The sequence below is a fragment of the Pseudomonas sp. W3I7 genome (genome assembly GCF_030816095.1).
Classification (GTDB): Bacteria; Pseudomonadota; Gammaproteobacteria; order Pseudomonadales; family Pseudomonadaceae; genus Aquipseudomonas; species Aquipseudomonas salomonii.
In genome coordinates, this window is the sequence record NZ_JAUSXP010000001.1 from 5,525,547 (window position 1) to 5,550,524 (window position 24,978).

Consider the following 24,978-nt stretch of genomic DNA (forward strand, 5'->3'; position numbering starts at 1 on the left):
ACGCACCGGACGCCGCTCGCTACCTGCCGCCCTTGCTGGCTGCGTCCCAGCACCTGGGCAAACTGTCCCTGGCCCGCGACAAACTGGTCAGCAGCGGGCGCGCGGAGTTGGCCGATGACGTGGAACGCGAAGTCGCCAGTATCCGTACCCAGGCCGACGTGTTGGCGGCGTTGCCATTGCTGGGCGTCAAGGCCAGCAGCGAATCCGGCGCCGATGATTTTTCCGCCATGATGGGCCTGGAAAACACCACAAAAACCGAAGCCCAGGACACTGGCGTCGACCTCAAGCGCGAGCTCAACAGCCTGTTGACCCGCTACCCCGCCGAACTCCAGCGTACCCGCGAGCAAATCCAGCAGCGCACCGCACTGGCCGCCGCGACCCATTTGAAAATCGCCGCCGTGCAGCAGGCCATCTCCGGCCTGGAGCCGGTGGTGCGTGCCCAACACGCCAAAATCCAGGGTGAAGTTCGCCTGCTGCAAGGCGTGATGATCGGCCTGATCCTGTTGATTGCCTTGCTGATCGACACCCTGCAACGGCGCCTGGCGCGGGTGCTGACCAACCTGGCGCCAGCCCTGTCGACCTGGGCCGAAGGTGATTTCAGCCAGCCGATTGCGTTGGGCAAGACCAACCGCGAACTGCACGATATTGAAGCCTCGCTGAACCGCTTGCGCGCGTATCTGGTGGACCTGGTGGGCACCATTCGCGGGAATGCCGAAGAAGTCGCCGGTAGCAGTCGCGCCCTGGCCGAGCTGAGCAGTGGCTTGCATGATGGTGCGCAGCGCCAAGCGGGTGATACCGCACAGATCCGCGACTCTTTGGGCGAGCTGGAAGCCACCATCCAGCAAGTGGCCGGCGACGCCAGCCAGGCTGCGGGTGCCAGCCGTAGTGCGGGCCTGGCCGTGGAACAAGGCCAACGGGTGATCGGCCTGAGCCTCACCGGCTTGCATGCGCTGGTGGGTGAAGTGCAGCAAAACGCACAGATGATCGAAAAACTCGCGGAAGAATCCGCCACCATCGGCGGTGTGCTCACCGTGATTCGCTCGATTGCCGACCAGACCAACCTGCTGGCCCTCAACGCCGCCATCGAGGCTGCCCGCGCCGGGGAAGCCGGGCGTGGGTTTGCCGTGGTGGCTGACGAAGTGCGCACCCTGGCCCAACGCACGGCGGGCGCCACTGCTGAAATCCAGGGGTTGATTACCGGCCTGCAAAGCGCCGCCCATCAGTCGGTGCAGGGCATGCGCGCCCAGGTCGAACACGCCGAGGCCACCGCCCAACAGGCCCAGGCGGCCGACGGCGCGCTGGATGAAATCGTCGGGGCGATCCAGACCATCTCCGACACTGCCGTGCGCATCGCCGATGTGACCGCGCAGCAGAGTGGCGCCGTCAGTGAGATTCGTGACAACAGCGAGCGGATTCACCAGCTGGGCGAGGATAATTTGCTGCGCATTGGCCAAGGACGTAGCCAGGGTGAGCATTTGCTGGAACTGGGTGGGCAACTGAACACTGCCGTGCAGGCGTTTCGCGTTTGACAGCCCTATGAAGATCAAAATGTGGGAGCGGGCTTGCTCGCGAATGCGGCAGGTCAGTCACCTGATGTATCAACTGGCAGACCGCATTCGCGAGCAAGCCCGCTCCCACAGTGGATCTCCAGTGATCTCACTGCTGTCTTACCAATGACCGGATTACGGGCCACAGTCACAAATTTTGCGCAATCATCGCTAATCGTGCCGCCTACTGCATAGAACTGGACAGTCACAAAGGCTTTGCGGCATAGTCGCCGGGTTCTGACGCACCCACATCAATAACAAGGAACAGCCGATGGCGACCTTTCTGGTTCTTCACGGACCCAACCTGAACCTGCTTGGCACCCGCGAACCGGGCGTCTACGGGGCGGTGACCCTGGAACAGATCAACCTTGATCTGGAACGCCGGGCGCGTGAAGCCGGCCACCATTTGCTGTACCTGCAAAGCAATGCCGAGTACGAATTGATTGATCGCATCCATGCCGCGCGTGGCGAAGGCGTGGACTTTATCCTGATCAATCCCGCCGCTTTTACGCATACAAGTGTTGCATTACGTGACGCGCTGCTGGCGGTGAGCATCCCATTTATCGAAGTGCATTTGTCGAACGTGCACAAACGCGAAGCTTTCCGCCATCACTCCTACTTCTCCGACGTAGCGGTAGGTGTGATCTGCGGCCTTGGCGCCAGCGGTTACCGACTGGCCCTGGAGGCCGCCCTGGAACAACTTGAACAACCGGCCAAGCGCCCCTGACCGACCCTTGGGAGTTGATGATTCATGGATATCCGTAAAGTTAAGAAACTGATCGAACTGCTGGAAGAATCCGGTATCGACGAGCTGGAAATCAAGGAAGGCGAAGAATCCGTACGGATCAGCCGCCACAGCAAGACCCCGGCTCAACAGTTCTACGCGCCACAGATGCAAGCACCTGCTCCGGCTGCCGCACCTGCCGCCGCCCCCGCTGCTGCCGCTGCACCGGCCGCCCCAGCCGCGCCTGCGCTGAACGGCTTCGTGGTCAAGTCGCCAATGGTCGGTACCTTCTACCGCACCCCGGCACCGACCTCGCCAGCCTTCGTTGAAGTCGGCGCGACCGTGAAAGTGGGCGACACCATCTGCATCGTTGAAGCGATGAAAATGATGAACCACATCACTGCTGAAAAAGCCGGCGTCATCGAATCCATCCTGGTAGAAAACGGTCAGCCGGTTGAGTACGACCAGCCGCTGTTCACCATCGTTTGAACCGCGGAGCGCCTTCGATGTTGAAACCTGCGAAGAAACTGCAAAAAGTCCTGATCGCCAACCGCGGCGAGATCGCGCTGCGTATCCTGCGCGCCTGTAAGGAAGAGGGCATCAAGACCGTCGCTGTTTACTCGACGGCCGATACCGAATTGATGCACGTGAAACTGGCGGACGAAAGCATTTGCATCGGCCCGCCACTGGCCACGAACTCGTACCTGAAAGTCTCGAACATCATCGCGGCCGCTGAAGTGACCGGCGCTGATGGCATCCACCCAGGCTACGGCTTCCTCGCGGAAAACGCCGATTTCGCCGAACAGGTGGAAAAATCCGGGTTTGCCTTCATCGGCCCTAAAGCCGAAACCATCCGCCTGATGGGCGACAAGGTGTCGGCCAAGGACGCCATGATCGCAGCCGGCGTGCCAACCGTTCCAGGCTCCGACGGCCCACTGCCGGAAGACGAGGCAACCGCCCTGCGCATTGGTCGCGAAGTCGGTTACCCGGTGATCATCAAGGCCGCCGGTGGCGGTGGTGGTCGCGGCATGCGTGTGGTGCACAAGGAAGAAGACCTGATCGAAGCCGCCAAGCAGACCCGCTCCGAAGCGGCTGCCTGGTTCGGCAACCCGATGGTCTACCTGGAGAAGTACCTGACCAACCCACGTCACGTGGAAGTGCAGGTACTGTCCGACGGCCAGGGCCACGCCATCCACCTGGGCGACCGCGATTGCTCGCTGCAACGTCGTCACCAGAAGGTATTGGAAGAAGCGCCGGCACCGGGCCTGGACGAAACCGCGCGCCAGGAAGTACTGGCTCGCTGCGTCAAGGCGTGCATCGACATCAACTACCGTGGCGCCGGTACCTTTGAGTTCCTCTACGAGAACGGCCGCTTCTACTTCATCGAGATGAACACTCGTGTGCAGGTAGAGCATCCGGTTTCGGAGATGGTCACCGGTATCGACATCGTCAAGGAGATGCTGAGCATCGCCGCCGGCAACGTGCTGTCCTTTACCCAGGACGACGTGAAGATCCACGGCCACTCCCTGGAGTGCCGGATCAACGCCGAAGACCCGAAAACCTTTATCCCAAGCCCTGGCTTGGTCAAGCATTTCCACGCGCCGGGCGGCAACGGCGTGCGTGTGGATTCGCACCTGTACAGCGGCTACAAGGTTCCGTCCAACTACGACTCGCTGATCGGCAAGCTGATCACCTGGGGCGCCACCCGCGACGAGGCCATGGCCCGTATGCGCAATGCCCTGGACGAGATCGTGGTTGACGGCATCAAGACCAACATCCCGCTGCATCGGGATCTGGTCCGCGATGAAGGCTTCTGCGAAGGTGGTGTGAACATTCACTACCTGGAACACAAGCTGGCCAACCAGTAAGTGCTCCACCCAACAAAGCCGCCTCAGGGCGGCTTTGTTGTTTGTGGCACACCGTTTTTTTCTGAATAGACACATTGCCCCTGTGGGAGCGGGCTTGCTCGCGAAAGCGGTAGGTCAGCTGGAACATAAGGCGACTGACCCTACGCCTTCGCGAGCAAGCCCGCTCCCACATTTGGACTGAGTGCGGTCAGTGGTGTCGTCTTCTGGCCTGCGCTCGCGTAAACTTGCGCGCTTTCGCGACCCTGCCGTCGCACACTCATTTTTTCAAAGGTGCCCGCCATGCCTTGGCTGCAAGTCCGTCTCGCCATCAGCCCAGAACAAGCCGAAACCTACGAAGACGCTTTCCTCGAAGTCGGCGCCGTGTCGGTGACCTTCATGGATGCCGAAGACCAGCCGATCTTCGAACCGGAACTCAATACCACGCCGCTCTGGTCCCACACCCACCTGCTGGCCCTGTTCGAAGACGGCACCGATGCCGCCGCCGTGCTGGCCCATATGCAATTGCTCACTGGCAGCCCGCTGCCCAAGCATCACAGCGAAGTGATCGAAGACCAGGACTGGGAACGCAGCTGGATGGACAACTTCCAGCCGATGCGTTTCGGCCAGCGCCTGTGGATCGTGCCAAGCTGGCACGCCGCGCCGGAACCGAATGCCGTCAACCTGCTGCTGGACCCGGGCCTGGCGTTCGGCACCGGTACTCACCCTACCACCGCGCTGTGCCTGGAATGGCTGGACGGCCAGGACCTGAGCGACTGCAACGTACTGGACTTTGGCTGCGGCTCGGGGATTCTGGCGATTGCCGCGCTGTTGCTGGGCGCCAAGGAAGCCGTCGGCACCGATATCGACGTGCAAGCCCTGGAAGCGTCCCGAGATAACGCCGGGCGCAATAACATTGCTGAAGGCAAATTCCCACTCTACCTGCCACAAGATTTGCCCCAGGTGCAGGCCGATGTACTGGTGGCCAATATCCTCGCCGGCCCGCTGGTGTCGTTGGCGCCGCAGCTGTCGAGCCTGGTCAAGCCGGGCGGCCGCCTGGCGCTGTCGGGCATCCTCGCCGAGCAAGGCGAAGACGTGGCCGCTGCCTACGCCCAGGATTTCGAGCTGGACCCGATCGCCAACCGTGATGGCTGGGTACGCATCAGTGGTCGTCGGCGCTAGAATGAGCGCTTGCCTGAATCGGATGGCCGCATGACCGACAGTTTCGTCACCCAGTGCCCACACTGCCAAGCCCGTTTTCGCGTCAGCCACGCACAACTGAGTGTGGCCCGTGGCGTGGTGCGCTGTGGCTCGTGCCTGCAAGTGTTCAACGCCGCTCGCCAGTTGCTGGAGCAGCGCGGCCAGGTGCCTGCGCCTGCTGAGCAGCCGGCCGCCGCCGAGAAAGCCACCGAGCCGAGCGCCGAGGCCCCACGGGCCATCAGCCAGAAGCAGTGGAACGCCGAAGAACTGGACCTGGACAACCTGGACCTGGATGAAGAACTGGCCAAGCTGGAACGTCGCCAGGCCAGCGCCGACCGTCGACAGCCGGAAGATGCCCTGAGCGCCACCCGCGGCACCGCCAAGGCCGAAGAAGAACAATGGGCCGCCAGCCTGTTCAGTGAACCGCCCGAGGAACGCACCCCAGCGCCCGAGGACGCGCCGGAACCGGCCACTGCGACACGTCAGCGCACCGAACCCTCCCTGTCGTTTCGCCTTGACGACATCGCCGATGAACCGCCACTGCGCTCGCCCCCCCACGTTGAAGACGACGATATCGACCCGCCGTTCACGCCACTGACCCGGGCCCTGGACGAACCAGAACCCGAAGATCGCCCGCAAGCGCGTCGCAAACGCCCGCGCCCCGAGGTGAGTGTTCACGATGACGTGCTCCAGGACCTGGAAGACGACCCGCTGCACCTTTATGCACAAAAGCGTCCAACCGGCTGGGGCCGTCGCCTGATCTGGATCCTGCTGGTGCTGATCGCCGCCGCCGGCCTGGCAGGCCAGTACATCGCGTACCAATTCGACGACCTGGCCCGCCAGGATGCCTACCGCCCATGGTTCCAGCAGCTGTGCCCGTCACTGGGTTGCACGGTGCCATCGCGGGTCGATATTGCCCACATCAAGAGCAGCAACCTGGTGGTGCGCAGCAACCCGGAGTTTGCCGGGGCGCTGGTGGTGGATGCGATCATCTATAACCGGGCGACGTTCTCCCAACCCTTCCCGTTGCTGGAACTGCGTTTTGCCGACATGAACGGCGGTCTGATCGCCAGTCGCCGCTTCAAGCCCGGCGAATACCTGAGCGGTGAATTGGCCGGTGTGAGCGAAATGCCATCGCAGACGCCGATCCATATCTCCCTGGACATCCTTGACCCAGGCAATAAAGCCGTGAATTACAGCCTGAGTTTTCACTCGCCCGAGTGAGCCGGCGCAGGTTCCGAGGTTTGACGGCAAATTATTGACTTTGCGCTGCGCAACCAAACCGGCGGCGATAAAGAAATAACTGTTCAGATTTTATCCAATTCAGCCTTTATCCAGTCATCGAGAGCGGGTATCATGCCAACCCTTTTTCGAACTCTAATGATCCGGCCCCACAACAGGGAAGTCCTATGTCGGCGGTACGCATCGGCCCATACACATTGCCAAACGGCTTGATCCTCGCCCCGATGGCGGGCGTCACCGACCAGCCCTTTCGTCAGCTGTGCAAGCGTTTGGGCGCGGGTCTAGTAGTCTCTGAAATGGTCACCAGCGACATGAGCTTGTGGAACACCCGCAAATCGCGGATGCGCATGATCCACGAAGGTGATCCCGAGCCCCGCTCGGTGCAGATCGCCGGTGGTGATGCGCAAATGCTGGCGGATGCGGCCCGAGCCAACGTGGAGTTGGGCGCACAGATCATCGACATCAACATGGGCTGCCCGGCCAAGAAGGTCTGCAACAAGGCCGCCGGTTCCGCATTGTTGAAAGATGAGCAGTTGGTAGCCGAGATCCTGCAGGCCGTTGTCGCCGCAGTGGATGTGCCGGTCACCCTGAAGATTCGTACCGGCTGGGACCGGGACAACAAAAATGGCCTGACCGTGGCGAAGATCGCTGAACAGGCCGGGATTACAGCGCTGGCGGTGCATGGCCGCACCCGCGCCGACCTTTACACCGGTGAAGCCGAGTACGACACCATTGCCGCGATCAAGCAGGCGGTGTCGATGCCGGTCTTTGCCAATGGCGATATCGACTCAGCCGAGAAAGCCCGGCGCGTGCTGCACGCCACCGGTGCCGATGGCTTGTTGATTGGCCGGGCCGCCCAGGGGCGACCATGGATTTTTCGTGAGATCGAACATTTTCTGCGTACCGGCGACGTCTTGCCGGCACCGGAGTTGATCGAGGTGGAACGTATTCTGCTAGAGCATCTGGCCGCCCTGCACGCCTTCTATGGAGACGTGATGGGAGTACGCATTGCTCGCAAGCATGTCGGCTGGTATCTCGCCACCTTGCCGGGCGCCAAGGAATTCCGCGCTCAGTTCAATCGTTTGGATGAAACGCAGGCACAGGTCGCCACCGTTCGTGAGTTCTTCGCCGAACGTGACAAGAGCCTGGGAACAGGGGATGGAGAGGGGGTGGCCGCATGACGATGATGACCGAGACTTTAGTGAGTGGAACAGCACCCGTGAGCGACAACGTCAATTTGAAACAGCACCTCAACACGCCGAGCGAAGAAGGTCAGACCCTTCGTGGGAGTGTCGAGAAGGCGCTGCACAATTATTTCGCCCACCTTGAGGGCGCTTCCGTCACGGATGTGTACAACCTGGTGCTCTCCGAAGTCGAGGCGCCGTTGCTCGAAAGCGTGATGAATTACGTCAAGGGCAACCAGACCAAAGCCAGTGAGCTGCTGGGCCTCAACCGTGGCACCTTGCGCAAAAAGCTCAAGCAGTACGATTTGCTGTAAGCATTCAATCAAACCAGAAAGGCGCCCGCGTAAAAACGGTCGCCTTTTTTGCTGACTCCTTTGCTTTTGATGGAAATTGAAATGACCGACCAGACCACCCGCCTGCCGATCCGCCGCGCCTTGATCAGTGTCTCCGACAAGACCGGGATCCTCGAATTTGCCCGGAGCTTGCAGCTTCTTGGCGTGGAAATCCTCTCCACAGGCGGGACCTTCAAACTGCTGCAGGACAACGGCGTGGCCGCAGTAGAAGTCGCGGACTACACCGGTTTCGCGGAAATGATGGACGGTCGGGTCAAGACCCTGCACCCGAAAATCCATGGCGGCATCCTCGGCCGTCGCGGTATCGACGACGCCATCATGAGCGAACACGGCATCAAGCCGATCGACCTGGTGGCCGTTAACCTTTACCCGTTCGAAGCCACCATCAACAAGCCAGGCTGCGACCTGCCGACCGCCATCGAGAACATCGATATCGGCGGCCCGACCATGGTTCGCTCGGCAGCCAAGAACCACAAAGACGTGGCCATCGTGGTTAACGCCAGCGACTACGCCAACGTACTGGAAAGCCTGAAAGCCGGCGGCCTGACCTACGCCCAGCGTTTCGACCTGATGCTCAAAGCGTTCGAACACACTGCTGCCTACGACGGCATGATCGCCAACTACATGGGCACCGTGAACCAGGCCGCCGAAACCCTCAGCACAGAAGGCCGCAGCCAGTTCCCGCGCACCTTCAACAGCCAGTTCATCAAGGCCCAGGAAATGCGCTACGGCGAGAACCCGCACCAAAGCGCGGCGTTCTACGTTGAGGCCAAGCCTGCCGAAGTCGGCATCGCCACCGCGACCCAGCTGCAAGGTAAAGAACTGTCCTACAACAACGTGGCCGACACCGACGCTGCGCTGGAATGTGTGAAGAGCTTCGTCAAGCCGGCCTGCGTGATCGTCAAGCACGCCAACCCGTGCGGCGTGGCCGTGAGCCCGGACGCAGAAGGCGGGATTCGCCAGGCCTACGAACTGGCCTACGCCACCGACACTGAATCCGCGTTTGGCGGCATCATTGCCTTCAACCGTGAGCTGGACGCCGAGACCGCCAAGGCGATCGTCGAGCGCCAGTTCGTCGAAGTGATCATCGCCCCTTCCGTCAGTGAAGAGGCCCGCGCCATCGTCGCCGCCAAAGCCAACGTGCGCCTGCTGGCCTGTGGCGAGTGGTCGGCGGACCGCGCCGCTGCCTGGGACTACAAACGCGTCAATGGCGGCTTGCTGGTACAGAGCCGCGACATCGGCATGATCGGCAGCGAAGACCTGAAGGTCGTGACCCAACGCGCCCCGACCGAGCAAGAGATCAACGACCTGATCTTCGCCTGGAAAGTGGCCAAGTACGTTAAGTCCAACGCCATTGTCTACGCCAAGAACCGCCAGACCATCGGTGTCGGCGCCGGCCAGATGAGCCGTGTGAACTCGGCGCGTATCGCCGCGATCAAGGCCGAGCACGCAGGCTTGCAGGTTGTGGGTTCGGTGATGGCTTCCGACGCGTTCTTCCCGTTCCGTGATGGCCTGGACAACGCCGCGAAAGCCGGTGTGACCGCCGTGATCCAACCGGGTGGCTCGATGCGCGATGCTGAAGTGATCGCGGCCGCTGATGAAGCGGGCATCGCGATGGTCTTCACCGGCATGCGCCACTTCCGCCACTGATTCAACATTGCCTGGTGGGCACTGGCTTCTGTGGGAGCTGGCTTGCCTGCGATGCGTACAACTCGGTGTTTCAGTGCGACCGAGGTGATGCTATCGCAGGCAAGCCAGCTCCCACAGAAAAGCAGCCCACAGTGCTCCCAAGAATTGAGCGTCATCCGAGGTTTTTGAAATGAATGTTTTGATCATTGGCAGCGGTGGCCGTGAACACGCCCTGGCCTGGAAAGTTGCCCAGGACCCACGCGTCCAGAAGGTTTTCGTCGCCCCCGGCAACGCCGGCACCGCCATTGAAGCCAAGTGCGAAAACGTCGCTATCGACGTGCTGGCGCTTGAGCAGCTGGCCGACTTCGCTGAAAAGAATGTTTCCCTGACCATCGTCGGCCCGGAAGTACCGCTGGTTGCCGGCGTTGTGGACCTGTTCCGCAGCCGTGGCCTGGACTGCTTCGGCCCTACCGCCGGTGCCGCCCAGCTGGAAGGTTCGAAAGCCTTCACCAAGGACTTCCTGGCTCGCCACAAGATCCCGACGGCCGACTACCAGAACTTCACCGAGATCGAGCCGGCCCTGGCTTACCTGCGTGAAAAAGGCGCACCGATCGTGATCAAGGCCGATGGCCTGGCCGCCGGTAAAGGCGTGATCGTCGCCATGACCTTGCAGGAAGCCGAAGACGCCGTACGCGACATGCTCGCCGGTAACGCGTTTGGCGATGCAGGCTCGCGTGTGGTGATCGAGGAATTCCTCGACGGCGAAGAAGCCAGCTTCATCGTGATGGTCGATGGCAAGAACGTGTTGCCGATGGCCACCAGCCAGGACCACAAACGAGTGGGCGATGGCGACAGCGGCCCGAACACCGGCGGCATGGGTGCTTACTCCCCTGCCCCGGTCGTCACCGCCGACGTGCACAAGCGCGTGATGGACCTGGTGATCTGGCCAACCGTGCGCGGCATGGCCGACGAAGGCAATGTGTACACCGGTTTCCTCTACGCAGGCCTGATGATCGACAAAGCCGGCAACCCGAAAGTGATCGAGTTCAACTGCCGCTTCGGCGATCCGGAAACCCAACCGGTGATGCTGCGTCTGCAATCGAGCCTGGTGCTGCTGGTGGAAGCCGCCCTGGCCCAGGCACTGGACAAGGTTGAAGCACAGTGGGATCCGCGTCCAAGCGTCGGCATCGTACTGGCGGCCGGTGGTTACCCTGCCGACTACGCCAAGGGCGATATCATTGAAGGCCTGGACGCGGCTGCTACGCTGGAAGGCAAGGTGTTCCATGCGGGCACCGCGCTCAAGGACGGCAAAGTTGTAACCGCAGGTGGCCGTGTATTGTGTGCCACCGCAATGGGTGCCAGTGTCGACGCCGCGCAACAGCAGGCGTACAAACTGGCGGCAAAAATCGACTGGAAAGGTTGCTTCTACCGCACGGACATCGGCTATCGCGCCATTGCCCGTGAACGCGGCGAGAACAACTGAACAGCTACGCTTGCGTAGCTATCCGTTCGGCTAGGTAAGGGCCTCTGGCCCTTGCCGTACCCATGTCGCCCCGCGCATAGTTAACCCGTGCATCAACCTACGAAGGGATTTCGCCGTGCGCTGGCTCAGGATCGCCATAGGTTTTACAGTCAGCTTGCTGACCCTGCTCTGCTTGTTCCCGGCCCAGGCCGCCGCACAAGGCAGTGGCTGGGCAGTATTGCTTGATGAACAGGCCGACCTGCAACTGAGCGACATCCGCTCCGCCCGCTACACCAATCAATTCAGCCCCACCGAACTCGACCGCATTACCGCCGCGGAGCCGGACGGTGCGTTGTGGGTACGTTTCAAGCTGCAACCCGGCAAGCACGAACAAGTGCTGCGCGTATTCGCCCCGGACCTCTCGCACCTGAACCTGTATGTGCTGGACGGCGACATGCTGGTGGAGCAGCAAAGCACCGGTACGCGCCAGCCCCAGGCAGAACGCCCACTGCCCAGCAGCGATTTCATGCTGCCGATGCCCCAGAGCCAGAAGCCCCTTGAGGTGTATCTGCGCCTGGTCTCGGAACACGAACTGCGCCCTTATATCACCCTGGAACCGGCCGTGCTCGCCGCCGCCGACCAGACCCAGACGCTGATCTACGGCCTGCTGTTCGGCTGCCTGTTGATGCTGATCCTGCACAACCTTACACGCTTCGCCTATCACCGTTCGCGCAGCAGCCTGTGGCTGGCGGCCTGCGAAGTGCTGTTGGTGCTGAGCCTGGCGCTGTTGCTCAACCTGGTGGGGCCGTGGCTGCCGAACTGGCACGCGGTCCAAACCCCGGGTGCCTACCTCGCGCTGCTGCTGACGGCACCGTGTGGGCTGATGTTTGCCTACCGCTTCTTCATGCCCTTGGGCCCGCACCCGCTGAACAAGCTGTTGATGGCCGACATCCTGCTGATCGTGCTGTGTGGCCTGCTGCTGTTGTTCGTCAACACATTGCCGCTGAACATCATCACCTATGCGCTGGTCGCCCTGGCGGGCTTGAGCATGTTGTTTGTCTCGGCCTACCACTGGCAGAAAGGCTACCGGCCGGCACGCTTGTTTGTGGTGGCGATGGTAGTGTTCAACATCGGCACCCTGATCATCCTGCCCGCCCTGCTGGGCCTGACGCTGGTGGCGCCGCAAGGCCTGATCGTGACCCTGCTGAGCTTTATCTGCCTGAGCGGCTTGCTGATGAGCCTGGCCCTGGGCGAACGCCAGCGCGCCATTGTCGAAGCACGCTTCAGCCTCAGCCGCGACCTGGCAGCCAGCAACGCCGAGATCGCCGCCAAGGCCGAATTCCTGGCCAAGATCAGCCACGAAATCCGCACCCCTATGAACGGCGTGCTGGGCATGACCGAGTTGTTGCTGGGTACGCCGCTGTCGGTGAAGCAGCGCGACTATGTGCAGACCATCCACAGCGCCGGCAATGAGCTGCTGACGCTGATCAACGAGATCCTCGATATCTCCAAGCTCGAGTCCGGGCAGATCGAACTGGACGATGTGCAATTTGACCTCAACGCGCTGATTGATGATTGCCTGAGTATCTTCCGCGCCAAGGCCGAACAGCAGAACGTCGAGCTGATCAGCTTTATCCAGCCGCAGGTACCCCGCGTGATCAGCGGCGACCCCACACGCCTGCGCCAGGCGCTGTTGAGCCTGCTGGAAAACGCCCTGCAAAAAACCGATGAAGGCGAAGTGCTGATCGTGGTCGCCCTCGACGAACGCAGCACCAAGCCACGCCTGCGCATCGCTGTACAAGACAGCGGCCTGCCGATGGACGCCGCCGAACGCGACGCGCTGCTGCACAGCGAACTGCACAGCAAGAACTTCCTCTCGGCCACGCGCCTGAGCGGCCACCTGGGCCTGGTCATCGCCCGCCAGTTGATCCTGTTGATGAACGGCGAGTTCGGCATCAAGAGCGGCAGCCACCAGGGCAGCACCCTGTGGCTGACCCTGCCACTGGACCCGGAACGCCTGGAACACCCGACCTCCGACCTCGACGGGCCACTCAAAGGCGCGCGGGTGTTGGTGGTCGATGACAATGACACTTGCCGCAAGGTGCTGGTGCAGCAATGCACCGCCTGGGGCTTGAACGTCAGCGCCGTGCCGTCCGGCAAAGAAGCCCTGGCGCTGCTGCGCACCAAAGCACACCTGCGCGACTACTTCGACGTGGTGCTGCTGGACCAGAACATGCCCGGCATGACCGGCATGCAACTGGCGGCGAAGATCAAGGAAGACCCGAGCCTGAACCACGACATTCTGCTGATCATGCTCACCGGCATCAGCAATGCGCCGAGCAAGATCATCGCGCGCAACTGCGGGATCAAACGCATCCTCGCCAAGCCGGTGGCCGGCTATACACTCAAGACCACCCTGGCCGACGAACTGACCCAGCGCAGCAAAGGCGCAATTGCCCCGCGCCCTATGCTCAGCGCGCCGGCAGCGGTGACCGTGCCGAGTGATTTCAAGATCCTGGTGGCTGAAGACAACAGCATCTCCACCAAAGTGATTCGCGGCATGCTCGGCAAGCTCAACCTCAACCCGGACACCGCCAGCAACGGCGAAGAAGCGTTGGAGGCGATGAAGGCCCAGCGTTATGACCTGGTGTTGATGGACTGCGAAATGCCGATCCTCGATGGCTTCTCTGCCACCCAACAATTGCGCGCCTGGGAAGTCAGCCACCAGCGCATTCGCACGCCTGTGGTGGCGCTCACGGCGCATATCCTGACGGAACATAAAGAACGCGCACGCCAGGCCGGCATGGATGGGCATATGGCCAAGCCGGTGGAATTGTCGCAGTTGCGTGAGCTGGTGGAGTTTTGGGTGGCGCAGCGTCAGCAGCGGCCGGAACACGCGCCGTCGTGACCTTGAAATGCAGCCTCATGTGGGAGCTGGCTTGCCTGCGATGGCGGTGTGTCAATCACACACCCTTTGTCTGATCCACCGCTATCGCAGGCAAGCCAGCTCCCACATTTGATCTGTGTCGCCTGATAGACTCTCCCCACCTCCCTCACCCGCGAGCCGCGCCCATGCTCCACGTGTTATTCAGCGTCTACCTGAAAATGCTGGTGCTCTACAGCCCGTTCTTTGTGCTGTCCTGCTTTATCAGCCTGACCCGTGGCTACTCCAGCAAAGAACGGCGGCGCCTGGCCTGGAAGGTCGCGTTGGCCACGCTGGTATCGAGCGTGTTGCTCTACCTGTTCGGCCGGGTGATTTTCAGTGTGTTCGGCATCACCGTGGACGCCTTTCGCATCGGCGCCGGCAGCGTGCTGTTTATCTCGGCGCTGGGCATGGCCCAGGGCAAGTCGGCGGTGCAGACCGACAACGTGCAGCAGGACGTGACCATCGTACCGCTGACCATCCCGCTCACGGTCGGCCCCGGCACCATCGGTGCGCTGTTGGTGATGGGCGTGAGCCAGCCCCACTGGGATGACAAGTTCATGGCGATCGTCAGCATTGCCCTGGCCAGCTTCACGGTCGGTGTGGTGCTGTATTTGTCCAACCGTATCGAACGCATACTGGGTGACCAGGGCTTGCAGATTGTCAGTCGGTTGATGGGGTTGTTCGTGTGTGCGTTGGCCGCGCAGATCATCTTTACCGGTGTGCGCGGTTACCTGGTGCCTTAAATCCGGTACTTCGCGATCGCCAGCCGTACCTTGTCGCCGGCGCTCTCGCGCATCAGCTGGATGGTTTTTTCGTTGACCACCGAGGTATTGAGCACCAGGCAAGTCTGGCCGCTGAAAGCCTCGACCGAAGCGCTGTCCCACTCCAGAAACGGCAGGCCCATCTGTTTGCTCACACCGTGGGTGCTGTAAGTCGCCAGCACCATCATCAGTTCCCCCTCCGTTTCAGCACAGGACGCCAGGCCGAAATCGCCGCCCTGGTGCACGGTGCTATTGCGCTTGAACAGCTCAAACGACGCAGGTTGTTGCTTCAAGGCCTGCAACGCATCCGCCGCCAGTTTCGGCAGCGCCGCCAGCAATGGCCCTGCCAGTGAGGCCGCCGCCAGCGCGGCGATAATATTCAGCGCCGCCACTTGCACCGTCAGGCCCTTACTGGAGCTTGAGACCCGCTTAAAAGCGCTGCGCACCGGCAACCAGCCCAGGCTGACCATCACCTTGATAAATTCGTCATACCACGCCTCACTGCCGCGCTGAACCTTCAACACATCACTCACATAACTGCTGGCCAGCAGGTAGCTTTTACGGATGTATTCACGGTTCAGCGCCGACATGCCCTCGATAAACGAGATCACGCCGTTGTTCACCACGGCGGCATTGCTGTCATCTTCCGCGTCCAGCGGCGCCGGGCGCTTGTCTCCCGGCGCCCCTGGCAGCTTGTAGGCAGCAATCAACTTGCGCCTTTTAGCACTGATGATCCTTTTGTGATGTCGCTCCATTTTTCAGTTCTCCACAAGCACCCCACATGGGGCTTGTCTTCACACTAGTCCAGCCGCTGGCGCACTTTCCAGACCACAAACATCGCTTGGCGCACGCGTCGAAAAAACGTCACCCAGCAATAACGCGGCATACCGGTAGACCTTCCTTTTTTCATCAACAAAAAAAGAAAAAGCCCCGAACAACAGCAGGTTTTCACCCAGCGTTACTCGGAGCTTTCTTACCTGTCGCGGGCTGTTTTCAGGACGCTGGTTTCTCGCCGTACCAGCGCGGCGTGTACACCCATTCGCCGCCTCCGGCGCGGGGGAATACGCAGGTGGTGGACGAGCCGATCAGCACCATGGTGCGCATATCCACTTGCTCAGGCGTCAATTGTCCCAGCGTAGTGACACGCAGGGTCTGGCCTGGGCGGCCGATGTCGCGCCCCAGCACCACCGGTGTTTCGGGCGTGCGGTGCATCGCGACGATTTCCAGGGCGCGCCCCAACTGCCACGGCCGCGAACGCGAAATCGGGTTGTAGAACGCCAGCGCCAGGTCGGCCTGGGACGCAAGGTCCAGGCGTTTTTCGATGATCGACCAAGGCTTGAGGTTGTCCGACAGCGACATCACACAGAAGTCATGCCCCAATGGCGCACCCGCCTGCGCGGCCGTGGCCAGCGAGGCTGAGACGCCCGGCAGGATCTCCAGTTCGACCTGATGCCAGGCCGGCTCGCTGGATTCGTGCAACGCCTCGAGCACCGCCGCCGCCATGGCAAATACGCCAGGGTCGCCGGACGACACCACCACCACTGAACGGCCTTGAGCGGCCAACTCGAAGGCATGGCGAGCGCGTTGCATTTCTTCGCGGTTGTCGGTGCAGTGTTGCACCTGATCGTCGCGGAACGGCCCGGCCATGCGCACATAGGTTTCGTAACCCAGCACATCGGTGCAACGCGCCAGTTCGGCCTTCACCGCCGGCACCATCAACTCGGCCGCGCCAGGGCCCAGGCCGATCACGGCCAGGCGGCCACGGGCACGGCCGACGTGCGACAGGTCCAGCGGTTGCTCGGCCACGGTGATCACCATGTCCGCGTCTTGCGCCACCTGTGCAAAACGCAAAGGCACACCCAGCGCCAATGCGGCTTGCTGCAACGAGGCGTCGGCCATCTGTGTGTCGCTGGCCAACAGGCAGGCCAGGGATTGCACGGCGATGCCCGCGTCATGCAAAGCCGCTCGCACCCGCTCAGCCAAATCCGCCCCAGGCTTACAGGTGACACACACCGTCCTCGGATAAATCAGCAATTCATTGGCAGCCGGCACACGCTCGGTACTGCCCACGTGAATCGCCAGACGTGCATGCTGATCCTGCGGCAAATTCGCCTGGTCCAGCCACGGCGCCACGCCTTCGATGCGCACGCTTTCGCCGGCCAGCAGGTCCGAGACAAACCGCTTGCCCAGTTCCAGGTCCGCCAACGCATAACCCGCAGGCGGGTTGAGCAGGCAAGTACCAAAACGCAGCTCGCCGCTGGTGGTGATCGCCGCAGCGACGCCGAGTGCCGCGCCAATCTCTCGCGCCATCAGGTTCACACCGCCCAGGCCGCCGAGCAACGGCACCACGGCGCTGCCATCTTCAGCCACGGCCAGCACGGCAGGCTCTTCGCCTTTTTCCAGCAGCAGCGGCGCCAGCGTGCGGACCACGATACCGGCAGCACACAGGGCAACCAGGGGCGTGCCTTGTTGGTAAAGCTGACGCAGGGTCGCGCCGAACTCACTGTAAGTCTGGTCTGCCCCTTCAACCCGCCCGGCCAAGCCGTGGATCAGCGCGCCGGGATACACCTGCGCAATCTTGCGCGCCGTCGCCAGGCTGCCCTGGCCGAGAATCACAATCGCCGGGCGCATCAACCTTGCCACCTTTCACCCGGCACGATGATCAGCGAGAAGTACGGCGAAGACGCCGGGTCGACCTGATCCAGCGGCACGATCTTCTGGTTGGCCATGGTCGCGCGCTCTACATACAGCGCACGCTCGGCCAGACCGAGTTCTTGCAGCACCTGGCGCACCTTGGGGAAGTTGCGGCCCAGCTTCATGATCACAGCGGCATCGGCGTCCGCCAGCCGGCGCTTGAGGTCTTCGTGGGGCAACACGCCGGAGAGCACCGACAGGCTCTGGTTGCGATACACCAACGGCGCGCCAAGCACCGAAGCGCCGCCGAGCATTGAGCAGACGCCGGGGATCACCTGGGCTTCATAGCGCTCGGCCAAACGGTCGTGCAGGTACATATAGGAGCCGTAGAAGAACGGATCGCCTTCGCAGATCACCGCCACATCACGGCCAGCGTCCAGGTGCGCGGCTACGTCGAGGCTGGCGTTGTCGTAGAAGTCGCTGATGATCTGCTCGTAAGACATCGGCGCCGGCAGCACTTCGGTGGTCACCGGGTACACCAGCGGCATCAGCGTTTGCTGCGCGACCAAATGGTCTTCGATGATGCCAAAAGCGTTGCCCTTTTTGCCTTTGGCCACGAAATACGCCACCACCGGCGACTCGCGCAGCAGGCGCAGCGCCTTGAGGGTGATCAGCTCGGGGTCGCCGGGGCCAACACCCAGGCCAATCAAACGTCCGCGTGCCGGCATTATTCGACCTCCGTGGCCAAGGCGTTGACCGCTGCGGCGGCCATCGCACTGCCGCCCAGGCGGCCTTGCATGATCACAAACGGTACGCCACGGCTGTCGGCCGCCAGCATTGCCTTGGATTCGGCTGCGCCGACAAAACCCACCGGGAAGCCGAGGATCAACGCCGGTTTCGGCGCGCCGGCGTCGAGCATTTCCAGCAGGTAAAACAGCGCCGTCGGGGCGTTGCCGATCACCACCACGCTGCCTTCCAGGTGCGGACGCCACAGTTCCAGCGCGGCAGCTGAACGGGTGTTGCCCAGCTCCCGCGCCAACTCCGGCACGCTGTCGTCGCGCAAGGTGCAGATCACCTGGTTATTGGCTGGCAGGCGCGCGCGGGTCACGCCTTCGGAGACCATGCGCGCATCACACAAAATCGGCGCGCCGGCCGCCAGCGCATCGCGCCCGGCCTTGCCTGCGCCTTCGGAGAACTGCAGGCCGTCGATGGCGTCGACCATGCCGCAGGCATGAATCACCCGCACCGCGAGTTTTTCCAGGTCGGCAGGAATGCGCTCCAACTTGGCTTCCGCGCGAATAATGGCGAAGGAGTTGCGATAGATCTCCTGACCGTCGCGGATGTAATCAATCATCGGTGTTGCTCCGTGTGCGGCCGCGTAACAGGGCGCCCGCCGCTTCAATGGAAAGAGTGCGTGCGTGCAGCCGGCCGAAACCGGGTTGGGCTGCCTCGCGAAAATAGACGTCGTAGTGGCCGGGGCTTACCGCCAGCAAGGTGACCGGCGCGGTGTGTGCGGCGGCGCAGGAGCGTGGGCAGCCGGACAGGTGTACGTCGTGGCCGGGTTGCAGCGCAGCCAGTTGCAGCGCATCGGCCTTGGTGTCGGCCAGGCCTTTGCCACAGCCGCTTGAGCCGGTGCAGGCGATCATGCGCGCCAGCGGTTGGTCGACTGAACAGAGAAAGCCCAATTGCTCCAGGCCCTCAGTCACGGCGCCGTGGTTTTCAAGGTTGGGCAGCAGTACGCCCTGCCACGGCGTGAAACGCAACGTGCCGTCGCCATACTCACTGGCCAACTGCGCGGCGCCTTTGAGCATGCTCGAATCCAGACGCCCCAGCGGCGCAACGGCGGCGACGTAGAACAGTTTTTTTTGCCGCTGTGGATAAGTGCCCAGGTGCGAAAAAGCCCCGCTGGCCGGGCGCTTGAACCCATCCACCGGCAGTAACGGCAGGCTCAGATGGGCCAGTAAGTTATCCACAGCCAGATGACGCATGCGGGTTTGCGTCGGGGTTGCCAGGTCGAGAAACGCTTCCAGCACGGCCACGACCAGGGCATGGCCTTGCTCCAGCGGCACAGCGGCCAAGGGTGCATCCAAGCCTGGGCAACCGGCCAGGCCGAAAGCCAAAAGTGTCTCGCCCGCCTGCTCAAACGCCGACAGCCACAGGTCATGGTGATGCTCGAGCATCGCCAAGGCTTCACCGCCATCCAACTGCACGGCGAATTTGGCCGACAGTTCATGGAACCGTGGATGATTTTGCAGGGTAGTGAGGAGCTGATCCGCCAGCGGCCGGGTGTCGAACAGCATCTGCGGGTCGATGCCGGCGCTGGAGCTGAGCATCAGGTTGCGCACGTCGTCGCCGGCGGCATTGCTGGGGCCAAGCCCGGCGACCAGCAGCAGGGCGATCAATGCATCCTGCTCGGCGCCAATCCCGCGAATCTGCAGGTTGGCGCGGTTGGTGGCTTCGATCACCCCGCCCGCATAGGCCTGCGCCGCGTCGGCCACGGCAATCGCCTGGGCGGCGGTGATAGAACCGCCGGCCAGTTTGATCCGGCAAATCCCCCCATCCAGGGCCTGGACGATACGCAGCAACCCCGGACAAGCCGAGGGGCGCAAGGTATTCAGAGCAGGCGTTGGGTTCACGGGGCTACCGGTTGACGGGTAAAGGCGCGGTATTATGCCTGCTTTGTCCGGCGGCATGAAAAGCCTGCCCGTCGGATGTCGTTCAAGGAATTCTTATGTCGCCCTGGCTGACGGTTGTAGGCATCGGTGAAGACGGCTTCAAAGGCCTGGGCAGAAACGCCCGGCACGCCCTGTTGCGCGCCACCCGGATTATAGGCGGCCAGCGCCAGTTGGACCTGCTGCCTGTGTGTATTGGTGGCGAGCGCCAGCTCTGGCCAAGCCCGTTTTCCCTGGAGCCGGTGCTGGCCAGTCGCGGCGAGCCGGTGTGCGTGCTGGCCAGCGGCGACCCGATGTTCTATGGCGTAGGTGCCAGTCTGGCGCGCCAGGTGGCGGCGGAAGAACTGCTGATTTTACCGGCGCCGTCCTCCGTGTCATTGGCGGCGGCGCGCTTGGGCTGGCCACTGCAGGAAGTGGTGACGTTATCCGTGGTGGCGCGGCCATTGGCGGCGATTAATGCGCACCTGGCCAGTGGCGTGCGATTGCTGGTGCTGAGCAATGATGGGCGCAGCCCTGCGGCGATTGCCGCGCTGTTAGCCGAGTCCGGATTCGGGCACAGCCGGATGAGCGTGTTTGAACACTTGGGCGGCGCAACCGAACAGCGCATCGACGGGCGGGCTGCTGATTGGCCACACGCCTCGGTTGCGGATTTGAATCTGGTCGCCATCGACTGCCTGGCCGACGACAACACCCCGCGCCTGTCACGCCTTGCCGGGCTGCCGGACTCGGCCTTCAAACACGACGGCCAACTGACCAAGCGCGACGTGCGCGCCATGACCCTCGCCCGCCTCGCGCCGATGCCCGGCGAATTGCTCTGGGACGTGGGCGCGGGCAGCGGCTCCATCGGCATCGAGTGGATGCGCGCGCACCCGAGTTGTCGCGCACTGGCGATTGAAGCCGACGCAGGCCGCCAAGGGCTGATCGAACATAACCGCGATGCCCTTGGCGTGCCCGGCCTGCAACTGGTTCGGGGCAAGGCGCCGGCCGCGTTACTCGGCCTGGAAGCACCGCACGCGATCTTTATCGGCGGCGGCGTCACCCGCGACGGCGTACTCGACACTTGCTGGCAACACCTGCGTCCCGGTGGGCGTTTGGTCGCCAATGCGGTGACCCTGCAAAGCGAAATGACCTTGATGGCGTGGCGCGCTCAACACGGCGGCGAGCTGACGCGCATCCATGTGGCCCAGGCCCAGCCGTTGGGTGGGTTCGACACCTGGCGCCAGGCGCTGCCGATCACCTTGCTGGACGTGGTCAAGCCGCTATGAAACGCATCCTGTTGTTGGGCGGCGTCACCGAAGCGCTGGCCATCGCCCGCACGCTGGGGCCGGAGCATATCTATAGCCTGGCTGGAGTTGGGCGCGTGCCGACCGACCTCACCTGCCAAGTGCGCGTAGGCGGCTACGGCGGGCATGCAGGCTTGGCGCAATTTGTTCGCGATGAGCAGATCAGCCTGATCCTCGATGCCACCCACCCGTACGCGGCGCAGATCAGCCAAAACGCTGCCACGGCGGCAACAGTGTGCGGTATTCCCTGCTGGGCGTTGCGACGTCCGGCGTGGCAGCCGCAGGCGGGTGATGACTGGCGCGAGGTGGGGGATTGGGCTGAACTGATCGAAGCCTTGAAGCCCTTCAAACGTCCGTTGTTCACCTTGGGGCGCGAGCCCTTGCAGCACCTCGACGAAATCCCCGCCGACCAGTTCTGGACGCTGCGCGCGCTGGATGTGTATCCGGGCAATGAGCGCTGTGAAGTCATCGGCGCGCGTGGGCCGTTTCTGATTGAGGACGAGCGCGCGTTGTTTGAGCGGCGTGGGATTGATGTGTTGATCAGCAAGAACAGCGGCAGTGCGGCGACCGAGCCGAAGCTGGAAGTGGCACGCGAGCGCGGCGTGCCGGTGTTGGTGTTGAAGCGGCCGGTGTTGGCGCAGGTGGATAGAGAGTTCACCGACGTGGCAGCGGTGCTACAGGCAGTCGGCACCCTCTAAACATCACCTATCCAATGTGGGAGCGGGCTTGCTCGCGAAGGCGGTGCGTCAGTCGCCATATGAATTGACTGACACTGCGCTTTCGCGAGCAAGCCCGCTCCCACATTTGGAATGCACTATCAGGCTGCTGCAGTCGACTGCCCGATGCCCTTATGCACGCGATCAGCCAGCAATTGCGCCAGCTCAATCAACTGCGCAACGCCCAGCAATTCCTCTGGCTTTGGGCCATCCAGGCCAAACGCAAGGTCGCAACTCAGCGCATTGGCCGAGGCGAGTGTTTCGCTGAGGTTGACCAATAGATCTTCGGTGCTGATTCCGTCGGTTACGGTGAATAGGCAAATGGGGGGATTGGGGGTGGGTTTAATCATTGTGAAGCTCCGGAGAAGTAAAAAGGAGCTGCCACTGATCGCCGCGACGCGATGGGGGGTGGCAGCTGTACGCAGGTTCGCGGACCGATTCTCCAGAACAACCGGCATACCCGAAGGCATCCCGCGCACAGCCACCATAGCGCCGCACAGTAGACGATAAAAAAGCGCCAACTGAAAGGAGACGATGACGCTTTTGCGTCTGGAGAAATCCGGGCCGCGACGCCCGACCGCTGAGTTTGCAGCGGTGTACGCAGACTAGAGATCGACCTTCCTAGGGACAACCTTAAATCCCTGTCGGACGTTTCCGTGAACGGCCTCCACATTCAGGTTGTGCAGAGGCTCAACAAGAAGCGGCCTACATAAGCACCGGAAGCAGCTGACTACCGGGAAACGTACTCCCCTGGCGATGATCCTCAACATTTCGTCCAACGACGTTAAGCATGAGGCTGATCACATGGCTAAAAACCCCCGCGCCCGACGCTCGACTCGACCTGTTGAACTCACGATTATCGAGCACATCAGCACCAACCCCGAGTTGGCGCACGCACTAGGCCTGGAAGCCAACGCCATGGATTCAGTCGCGCCTGAAGTGGCTGACCGCCTCAACCAAAGGCTGAAAAAAACCCAGCCCCCCTGCGACCGTACGGCAACGCTCAGCCCTTTCAACATCGTCGACCATCTTCATACACAAGAGGATATGGAGGTTTATCTGCAAGCCTGTATTGAAGAGGACCCTGGCGATGGCTCTTTGATACGCAGCGCGCAGCAGGACATTGCTCGTGCAACCCGCAAGTTCAACACCAAACCATAGCCAAACACACACCAAACGGTGGGAGCTGGCTTGCCTGCGATAGCATCACTTCGGTACTGCTGGAAAACCGAGTTGCCCGCATCGCAGGCAAGCCAGCTCCCACAGGGTTCAGCGTCACGCTGGAGATCGCGCCCCGTCGGTAAAATTGGCAATCTGCGGTTCCCGGCTATCATGAAGGCAACCACTGCGACACCAAACCACACCACCGCTTTTTACTTATGCCCCCCGATCAGGCTAAATACCCACCTGATCGCTTAACCCTACGGATTGTCCGCCATGGCCCGTCAACGCTTTGCAATTGTGTGGATCGCCTGCTTTGCAGTGCTGTTCAACGCCTTTGCCATGCCGATGGCCAGCGCGATGCGACAGTCCCAGGACCCCGCACAGCAATTGCTGTGGGGCAGTTTCTGTTCGTCCAATGGCGCCAGTCTCAAGACCATTGCCTTGGGCACGTTGGACATTCCAACGCCGCCCCAGGAAGATCATTCCGCCATGCAGCATTGCTGGTGCTGCTCGGGCTCACCGCCGTTAGTGGCGTTGCCGGGGCATGTGCCGCAGCTGTATGTCACGCGTTTTGATGCGGTGCCGGGCCTGCCGCCGCCGGCACTGCAAGCCCCGACGCCGCGCCAGCAATGGCCGAGCCTTAACCCCCGCGCCTCTCCAACGGCCTGATTTCTTCGCAAGTGAACTGCGTTTAGAACCGTTCTGGAGAACTGCCATGCTTAAATCTTCCCTGCTGCTGGCCGCCTTGTTGCTGCCGGTGTTCAGTGCTGCCAATGCCGATGACTACAAGGCCGGCGACCTGCTGGTCAGCGATCCCTGGTCCCAGGAATTGCCGCCGAATGCGCCGACTGTCGCTGCCTATTTTGTGATTCATAACCAAGGTGACAGCGCGGATCGCCTGGTTAGCGTCGATACGCCCGTAGCTGCCGAAGCCCAGCTGCATGAGCATGTGATGCAGGGTGACTTGATGAAGATGCAAAAGGTGGACACCGTTGCCATACCGGCCAAGGGCGACCTGACCTTCGCACCAATGGCGTACCACGTGATGCTGCTGGACCTCAAAGACCGCAGCAAATTGCGCGACGGCCAACACTTCCCACTGACCCTGAACTTCGAAAAAGCCGGCCCGGTGCAAGTCGAAGTCTCGGTACAAAAAGCACCGCCCATGGCGACACACGAGCACATGCACGCCCAATAGGCCAACGTAAATGGGCGCCCCTCGCGCCAGGTTGTCGCCACACCGCCGCAGGCCCATGAGCCTGGCGCGCGGCAGTTGGATCAGCCTGTTCGCCATGCTGATGATCTTTATCGGTCCGCTGATTTCCCAAGCGATGCCGATGGATCATCACGCCGGTATGTCGATGGAAATGTCCATGGACATGCCGTCGAGCAGCCATGGCGAACACCAGCAAGCCCCCAGCGAACACCACGCCCTCTGGGCAAAGTGCGGGTATTGCGACCTGCTGTTCAGTTGCCCGGCCCTGCCCGGCAGCGTCTCCTATGTCAGCCTCGGCACCCCGCCACCGGCGAATGCCCTGACGCCCGCCACCCGCCTGGGCCACGCCCGGCAAAGCATCTTCCCCGGCGCCCGCAGCCGCGCCCCGCCCATCGATTCGTAAGCACTTCACAGCATCACT

23 protein-coding genes and 1 pseudogene are annotated in these 24,978 nt (G+C 62.1%); 18 read left to right on the forward strand and 6 right to left on the reverse strand.

Going from position 1 to position 24,978, the window contains the following annotated elements:
* Positions 1-1,013: 1,013 nt before the first annotated feature.
* The 12 genes and pseudogenes from QF043_RS30915 to QF043_RS25650 all read left to right on the forward strand — a co-directional run.
* Positions 1,014-1,529 (forward strand): annotated as a pseudogene (locus QF043_RS30915) (methyl-accepting chemotaxis protein); the annotation flags it as partial.
* Positions 1,530-1,818: 289 nt separating this feature from the next.
* A complete protein-coding gene (gene aroQ / locus QF043_RS25600) occupies positions 1,819-2,274 on the forward strand; it encodes a type II 3-dehydroquinate dehydratase (protein WP_056860456.1) in 456 nt (151 codons plus the stop codon).
* A gap of 24 nt (positions 2,275-2,298) precedes the next feature.
* Positions 2,299-2,760 carry an acetyl-CoA carboxylase biotin carboxyl carrier protein gene (gene accB, locus QF043_RS25605; protein WP_017136744.1) on the forward strand — a complete coding sequence of 154 codons (462 nt, stop codon included), beginning with the start codon at positions 2,299-2,301 and terminating at the stop codon, positions 2,758-2,760.
* Positions 2,761-2,777: 17 nt separating this feature from the next.
* Positions 2,778-4,139: an acetyl-CoA carboxylase biotin carboxylase subunit gene (gene accC, locus QF043_RS25610; RefSeq protein WP_017136745.1), complete on the forward strand. Its 1,362-nt coding sequence runs from the start codon at positions 2,778-2,780 to the stop codon at positions 4,137-4,139.
* Positions 4,140-4,418: 279 nt separating this feature from the next.
* Positions 4,419-5,297, forward strand: coding sequence for a 50S ribosomal protein L11 methyltransferase (gene prmA / locus QF043_RS25615; protein WP_307420632.1), 879 nt, complete (start codon positions 4,419-4,421; stop codon positions 5,295-5,297).
* Between the two features lie 30 nt (positions 5,298-5,327).
* Positions 5,328-6,539 carry a DUF3426 domain-containing protein gene (locus QF043_RS25620; protein WP_307420633.1) on the forward strand — a complete coding sequence of 404 codons (1,212 nt, stop codon included), beginning with the start codon at positions 5,328-5,330 and terminating at the stop codon, positions 6,537-6,539.
* Between the two features lie 185 nt (positions 6,540-6,724).
* On the forward strand, positions 6,725-7,738 hold the full coding sequence (gene dusB / locus QF043_RS25625; protein WP_056860459.1) for a tRNA dihydrouridine synthase DusB: 1,014 nt from the start codon (positions 6,725-6,727) through the stop codon (positions 7,736-7,738).
* Positions 7,735-8,055, forward strand: a complete 321-nt coding sequence (fis, locus tag QF043_RS25630; RefSeq protein WP_003221275.1) for a DNA-binding transcriptional regulator Fis — start codon at positions 7,735-7,737, stop codon at positions 8,053-8,055. The genes dusB and fis overlap by 4 nt, the downstream gene beginning before the upstream one ends.
* A gap of 81 nt (positions 8,056-8,136) precedes the next feature.
* Positions 8,137-9,744: a bifunctional phosphoribosylaminoimidazolecarboxamide formyltransferase/IMP cyclohydrolase gene (purH, locus tag QF043_RS25635; RefSeq protein ID WP_307420636.1), complete on the forward strand. Its 1,608-nt coding sequence runs from the start codon at positions 8,137-8,139 to the stop codon at positions 9,742-9,744.
* A gap of 169 nt (positions 9,745-9,913) precedes the next feature.
* Positions 9,914-11,206 carry a phosphoribosylamine--glycine ligase gene (purD, locus tag QF043_RS25640; RefSeq protein WP_058419482.1) on the forward strand — a complete coding sequence of 431 codons (1,293 nt, stop codon included), beginning with the start codon at positions 9,914-9,916 and terminating at the stop codon, positions 11,204-11,206.
* Positions 11,207-11,321: 115 nt separating this feature from the next.
* Positions 11,322-14,093 carry a hybrid sensor histidine kinase/response regulator gene (locus QF043_RS25645; RefSeq protein WP_307420637.1) on the forward strand — a complete coding sequence of 924 codons (2,772 nt, stop codon included), beginning with the start codon at positions 11,322-11,324 and terminating at the stop codon, positions 14,091-14,093.
* A gap of 164 nt (positions 14,094-14,257) precedes the next feature.
* Positions 14,258-14,854 (forward strand): MarC family protein, encoded by a 597-nt coding sequence (locus QF043_RS25650; RefSeq protein ID WP_017136752.1) that lies wholly within the window; start codon positions 14,258-14,260, stop codon positions 14,852-14,854.
* On the opposite strand, the gene QF043_RS25655 is transcribed toward QF043_RS25650, so the two are convergent.
* The 5 genes from QF043_RS25655 to cobG all read right to left on the reverse strand — a co-directional run bounded on the left by QF043_RS25655 (position 14,851) and on the right by cobG (position 20,199).
* The gene (locus QF043_RS25655) at positions 14,851-15,627 is read right to left on the reverse strand and encodes a hypothetical protein (protein ID WP_307420638.1); all 777 of its coding nucleotides are present in this window, start codon (positions 15,625-15,627) and stop codon (positions 14,851-14,853) included. The two genes, QF043_RS25650 and QF043_RS25655, sit on opposite strands and share 4 nt — an antisense overlap.
* A 238-nt stretch (positions 15,628-15,865) precedes the next feature.
* Positions 15,866-17,503: a precorrin-3B C(17)-methyltransferase gene (gene cobJ / locus QF043_RS25660; protein ID WP_307420639.1), complete on the reverse strand. Its 1,638-nt coding sequence runs from the start codon at positions 17,501-17,503 to the stop codon at positions 15,866-15,868.
* Positions 17,503-18,234 carry a precorrin-2 C(20)-methyltransferase gene (locus tag QF043_RS25665; RefSeq protein WP_305457421.1) on the reverse strand — a complete coding sequence of 244 codons (732 nt, stop codon included), beginning with the start codon at positions 18,232-18,234 and terminating at the stop codon, positions 17,503-17,505. The genes cobJ and QF043_RS25665 overlap by 1 nt, the downstream gene beginning before the upstream one ends.
* Positions 18,234-18,860 (reverse strand): precorrin-8X methylmutase, encoded by a 627-nt coding sequence (locus QF043_RS25670; protein WP_017136756.1) that lies wholly within the window; start codon positions 18,858-18,860, stop codon positions 18,234-18,236. The genes QF043_RS25665 and QF043_RS25670 overlap by 1 nt, the downstream gene beginning before the upstream one ends.
* On the reverse strand, positions 18,853-20,199 hold the full coding sequence (gene cobG / locus QF043_RS25675) for a precorrin-3B synthase (protein ID WP_307420640.1): 1,347 nt from the start codon (positions 20,197-20,199) through the stop codon (positions 18,853-18,855). The genes QF043_RS25670 and cobG overlap by 8 nt, the downstream gene beginning before the upstream one ends.
* A 38-nt stretch (positions 20,200-20,237) precedes the next feature.
* Between cobG and cbiE the strand changes: the two genes are divergently transcribed.
* Together cbiE and QF043_RS25685 are read left to right on the forward strand one after the other, a co-directional pair.
* Complete coding sequence (gene cbiE / locus QF043_RS25680; RefSeq protein WP_307420641.1) at positions 20,238-21,443, forward strand: precorrin-6y C5,15-methyltransferase (decarboxylating) subunit CbiE; 1,206 nt, start codon at positions 20,238-20,240, stop codon at positions 21,441-21,443.
* On the forward strand, positions 21,440-22,159 hold the full coding sequence (locus QF043_RS25685) for a cobalt-precorrin-6A reductase (protein WP_307420642.1): 720 nt from the start codon (positions 21,440-21,442) through the stop codon (positions 22,157-22,159). The genes cbiE and QF043_RS25685 overlap by 4 nt, the downstream gene beginning before the upstream one ends.
* Before the next feature lie 119 nt (positions 22,160-22,278).
* On the opposite strand, the gene QF043_RS25690 is transcribed toward QF043_RS25685, so the two are convergent.
* Positions 22,279-22,527: a DUF6124 family protein gene (locus QF043_RS25690; RefSeq protein WP_307420643.1), complete on the reverse strand. Its 249-nt coding sequence runs from the start codon at positions 22,525-22,527 to the stop codon at positions 22,279-22,281.
* A 454-nt stretch (positions 22,528-22,981) separates the two neighbouring features.
* Between QF043_RS25690 and QF043_RS25695 the strand changes: the two genes are divergently transcribed.
* The 4 genes from QF043_RS25695 to QF043_RS25710 all read left to right on the forward strand — a co-directional run bounded on the left by QF043_RS25695 (position 22,982) and on the right by QF043_RS25710 (position 24,960).
* Positions 22,982-23,338 carry a DNA-binding protein gene (locus QF043_RS25695; RefSeq protein WP_307420644.1) on the forward strand — a complete coding sequence of 119 codons (357 nt, stop codon included), beginning with the start codon at positions 22,982-22,984 and terminating at the stop codon, positions 23,336-23,338.
* Positions 23,339-23,614: 276 nt separating this feature from the next.
* Entirely contained in the window at positions 23,615-24,010 is a 396-nt protein-coding gene (locus tag QF043_RS25700) for a DUF2946 domain-containing protein (RefSeq protein ID WP_307420645.1), read from the forward strand.
* A 46-nt stretch (positions 24,011-24,056) separates the two neighbouring features.
* Positions 24,057-24,539 carry a copper chaperone PCu(A)C gene (locus QF043_RS25705; RefSeq protein WP_307420646.1) on the forward strand — a complete coding sequence of 161 codons (483 nt, stop codon included), beginning with the start codon at positions 24,057-24,059 and terminating at the stop codon, positions 24,537-24,539.
* A 10-nt stretch (positions 24,540-24,549) separates the two neighbouring features.
* Positions 24,550-24,960 carry a DUF2946 domain-containing protein gene (locus QF043_RS25710; RefSeq protein ID WP_307420647.1) on the forward strand — a complete coding sequence of 137 codons (411 nt, stop codon included), beginning with the start codon at positions 24,550-24,552 and terminating at the stop codon, positions 24,958-24,960.
* Positions 24,961-24,978 lie beyond the last annotated feature (18 nt).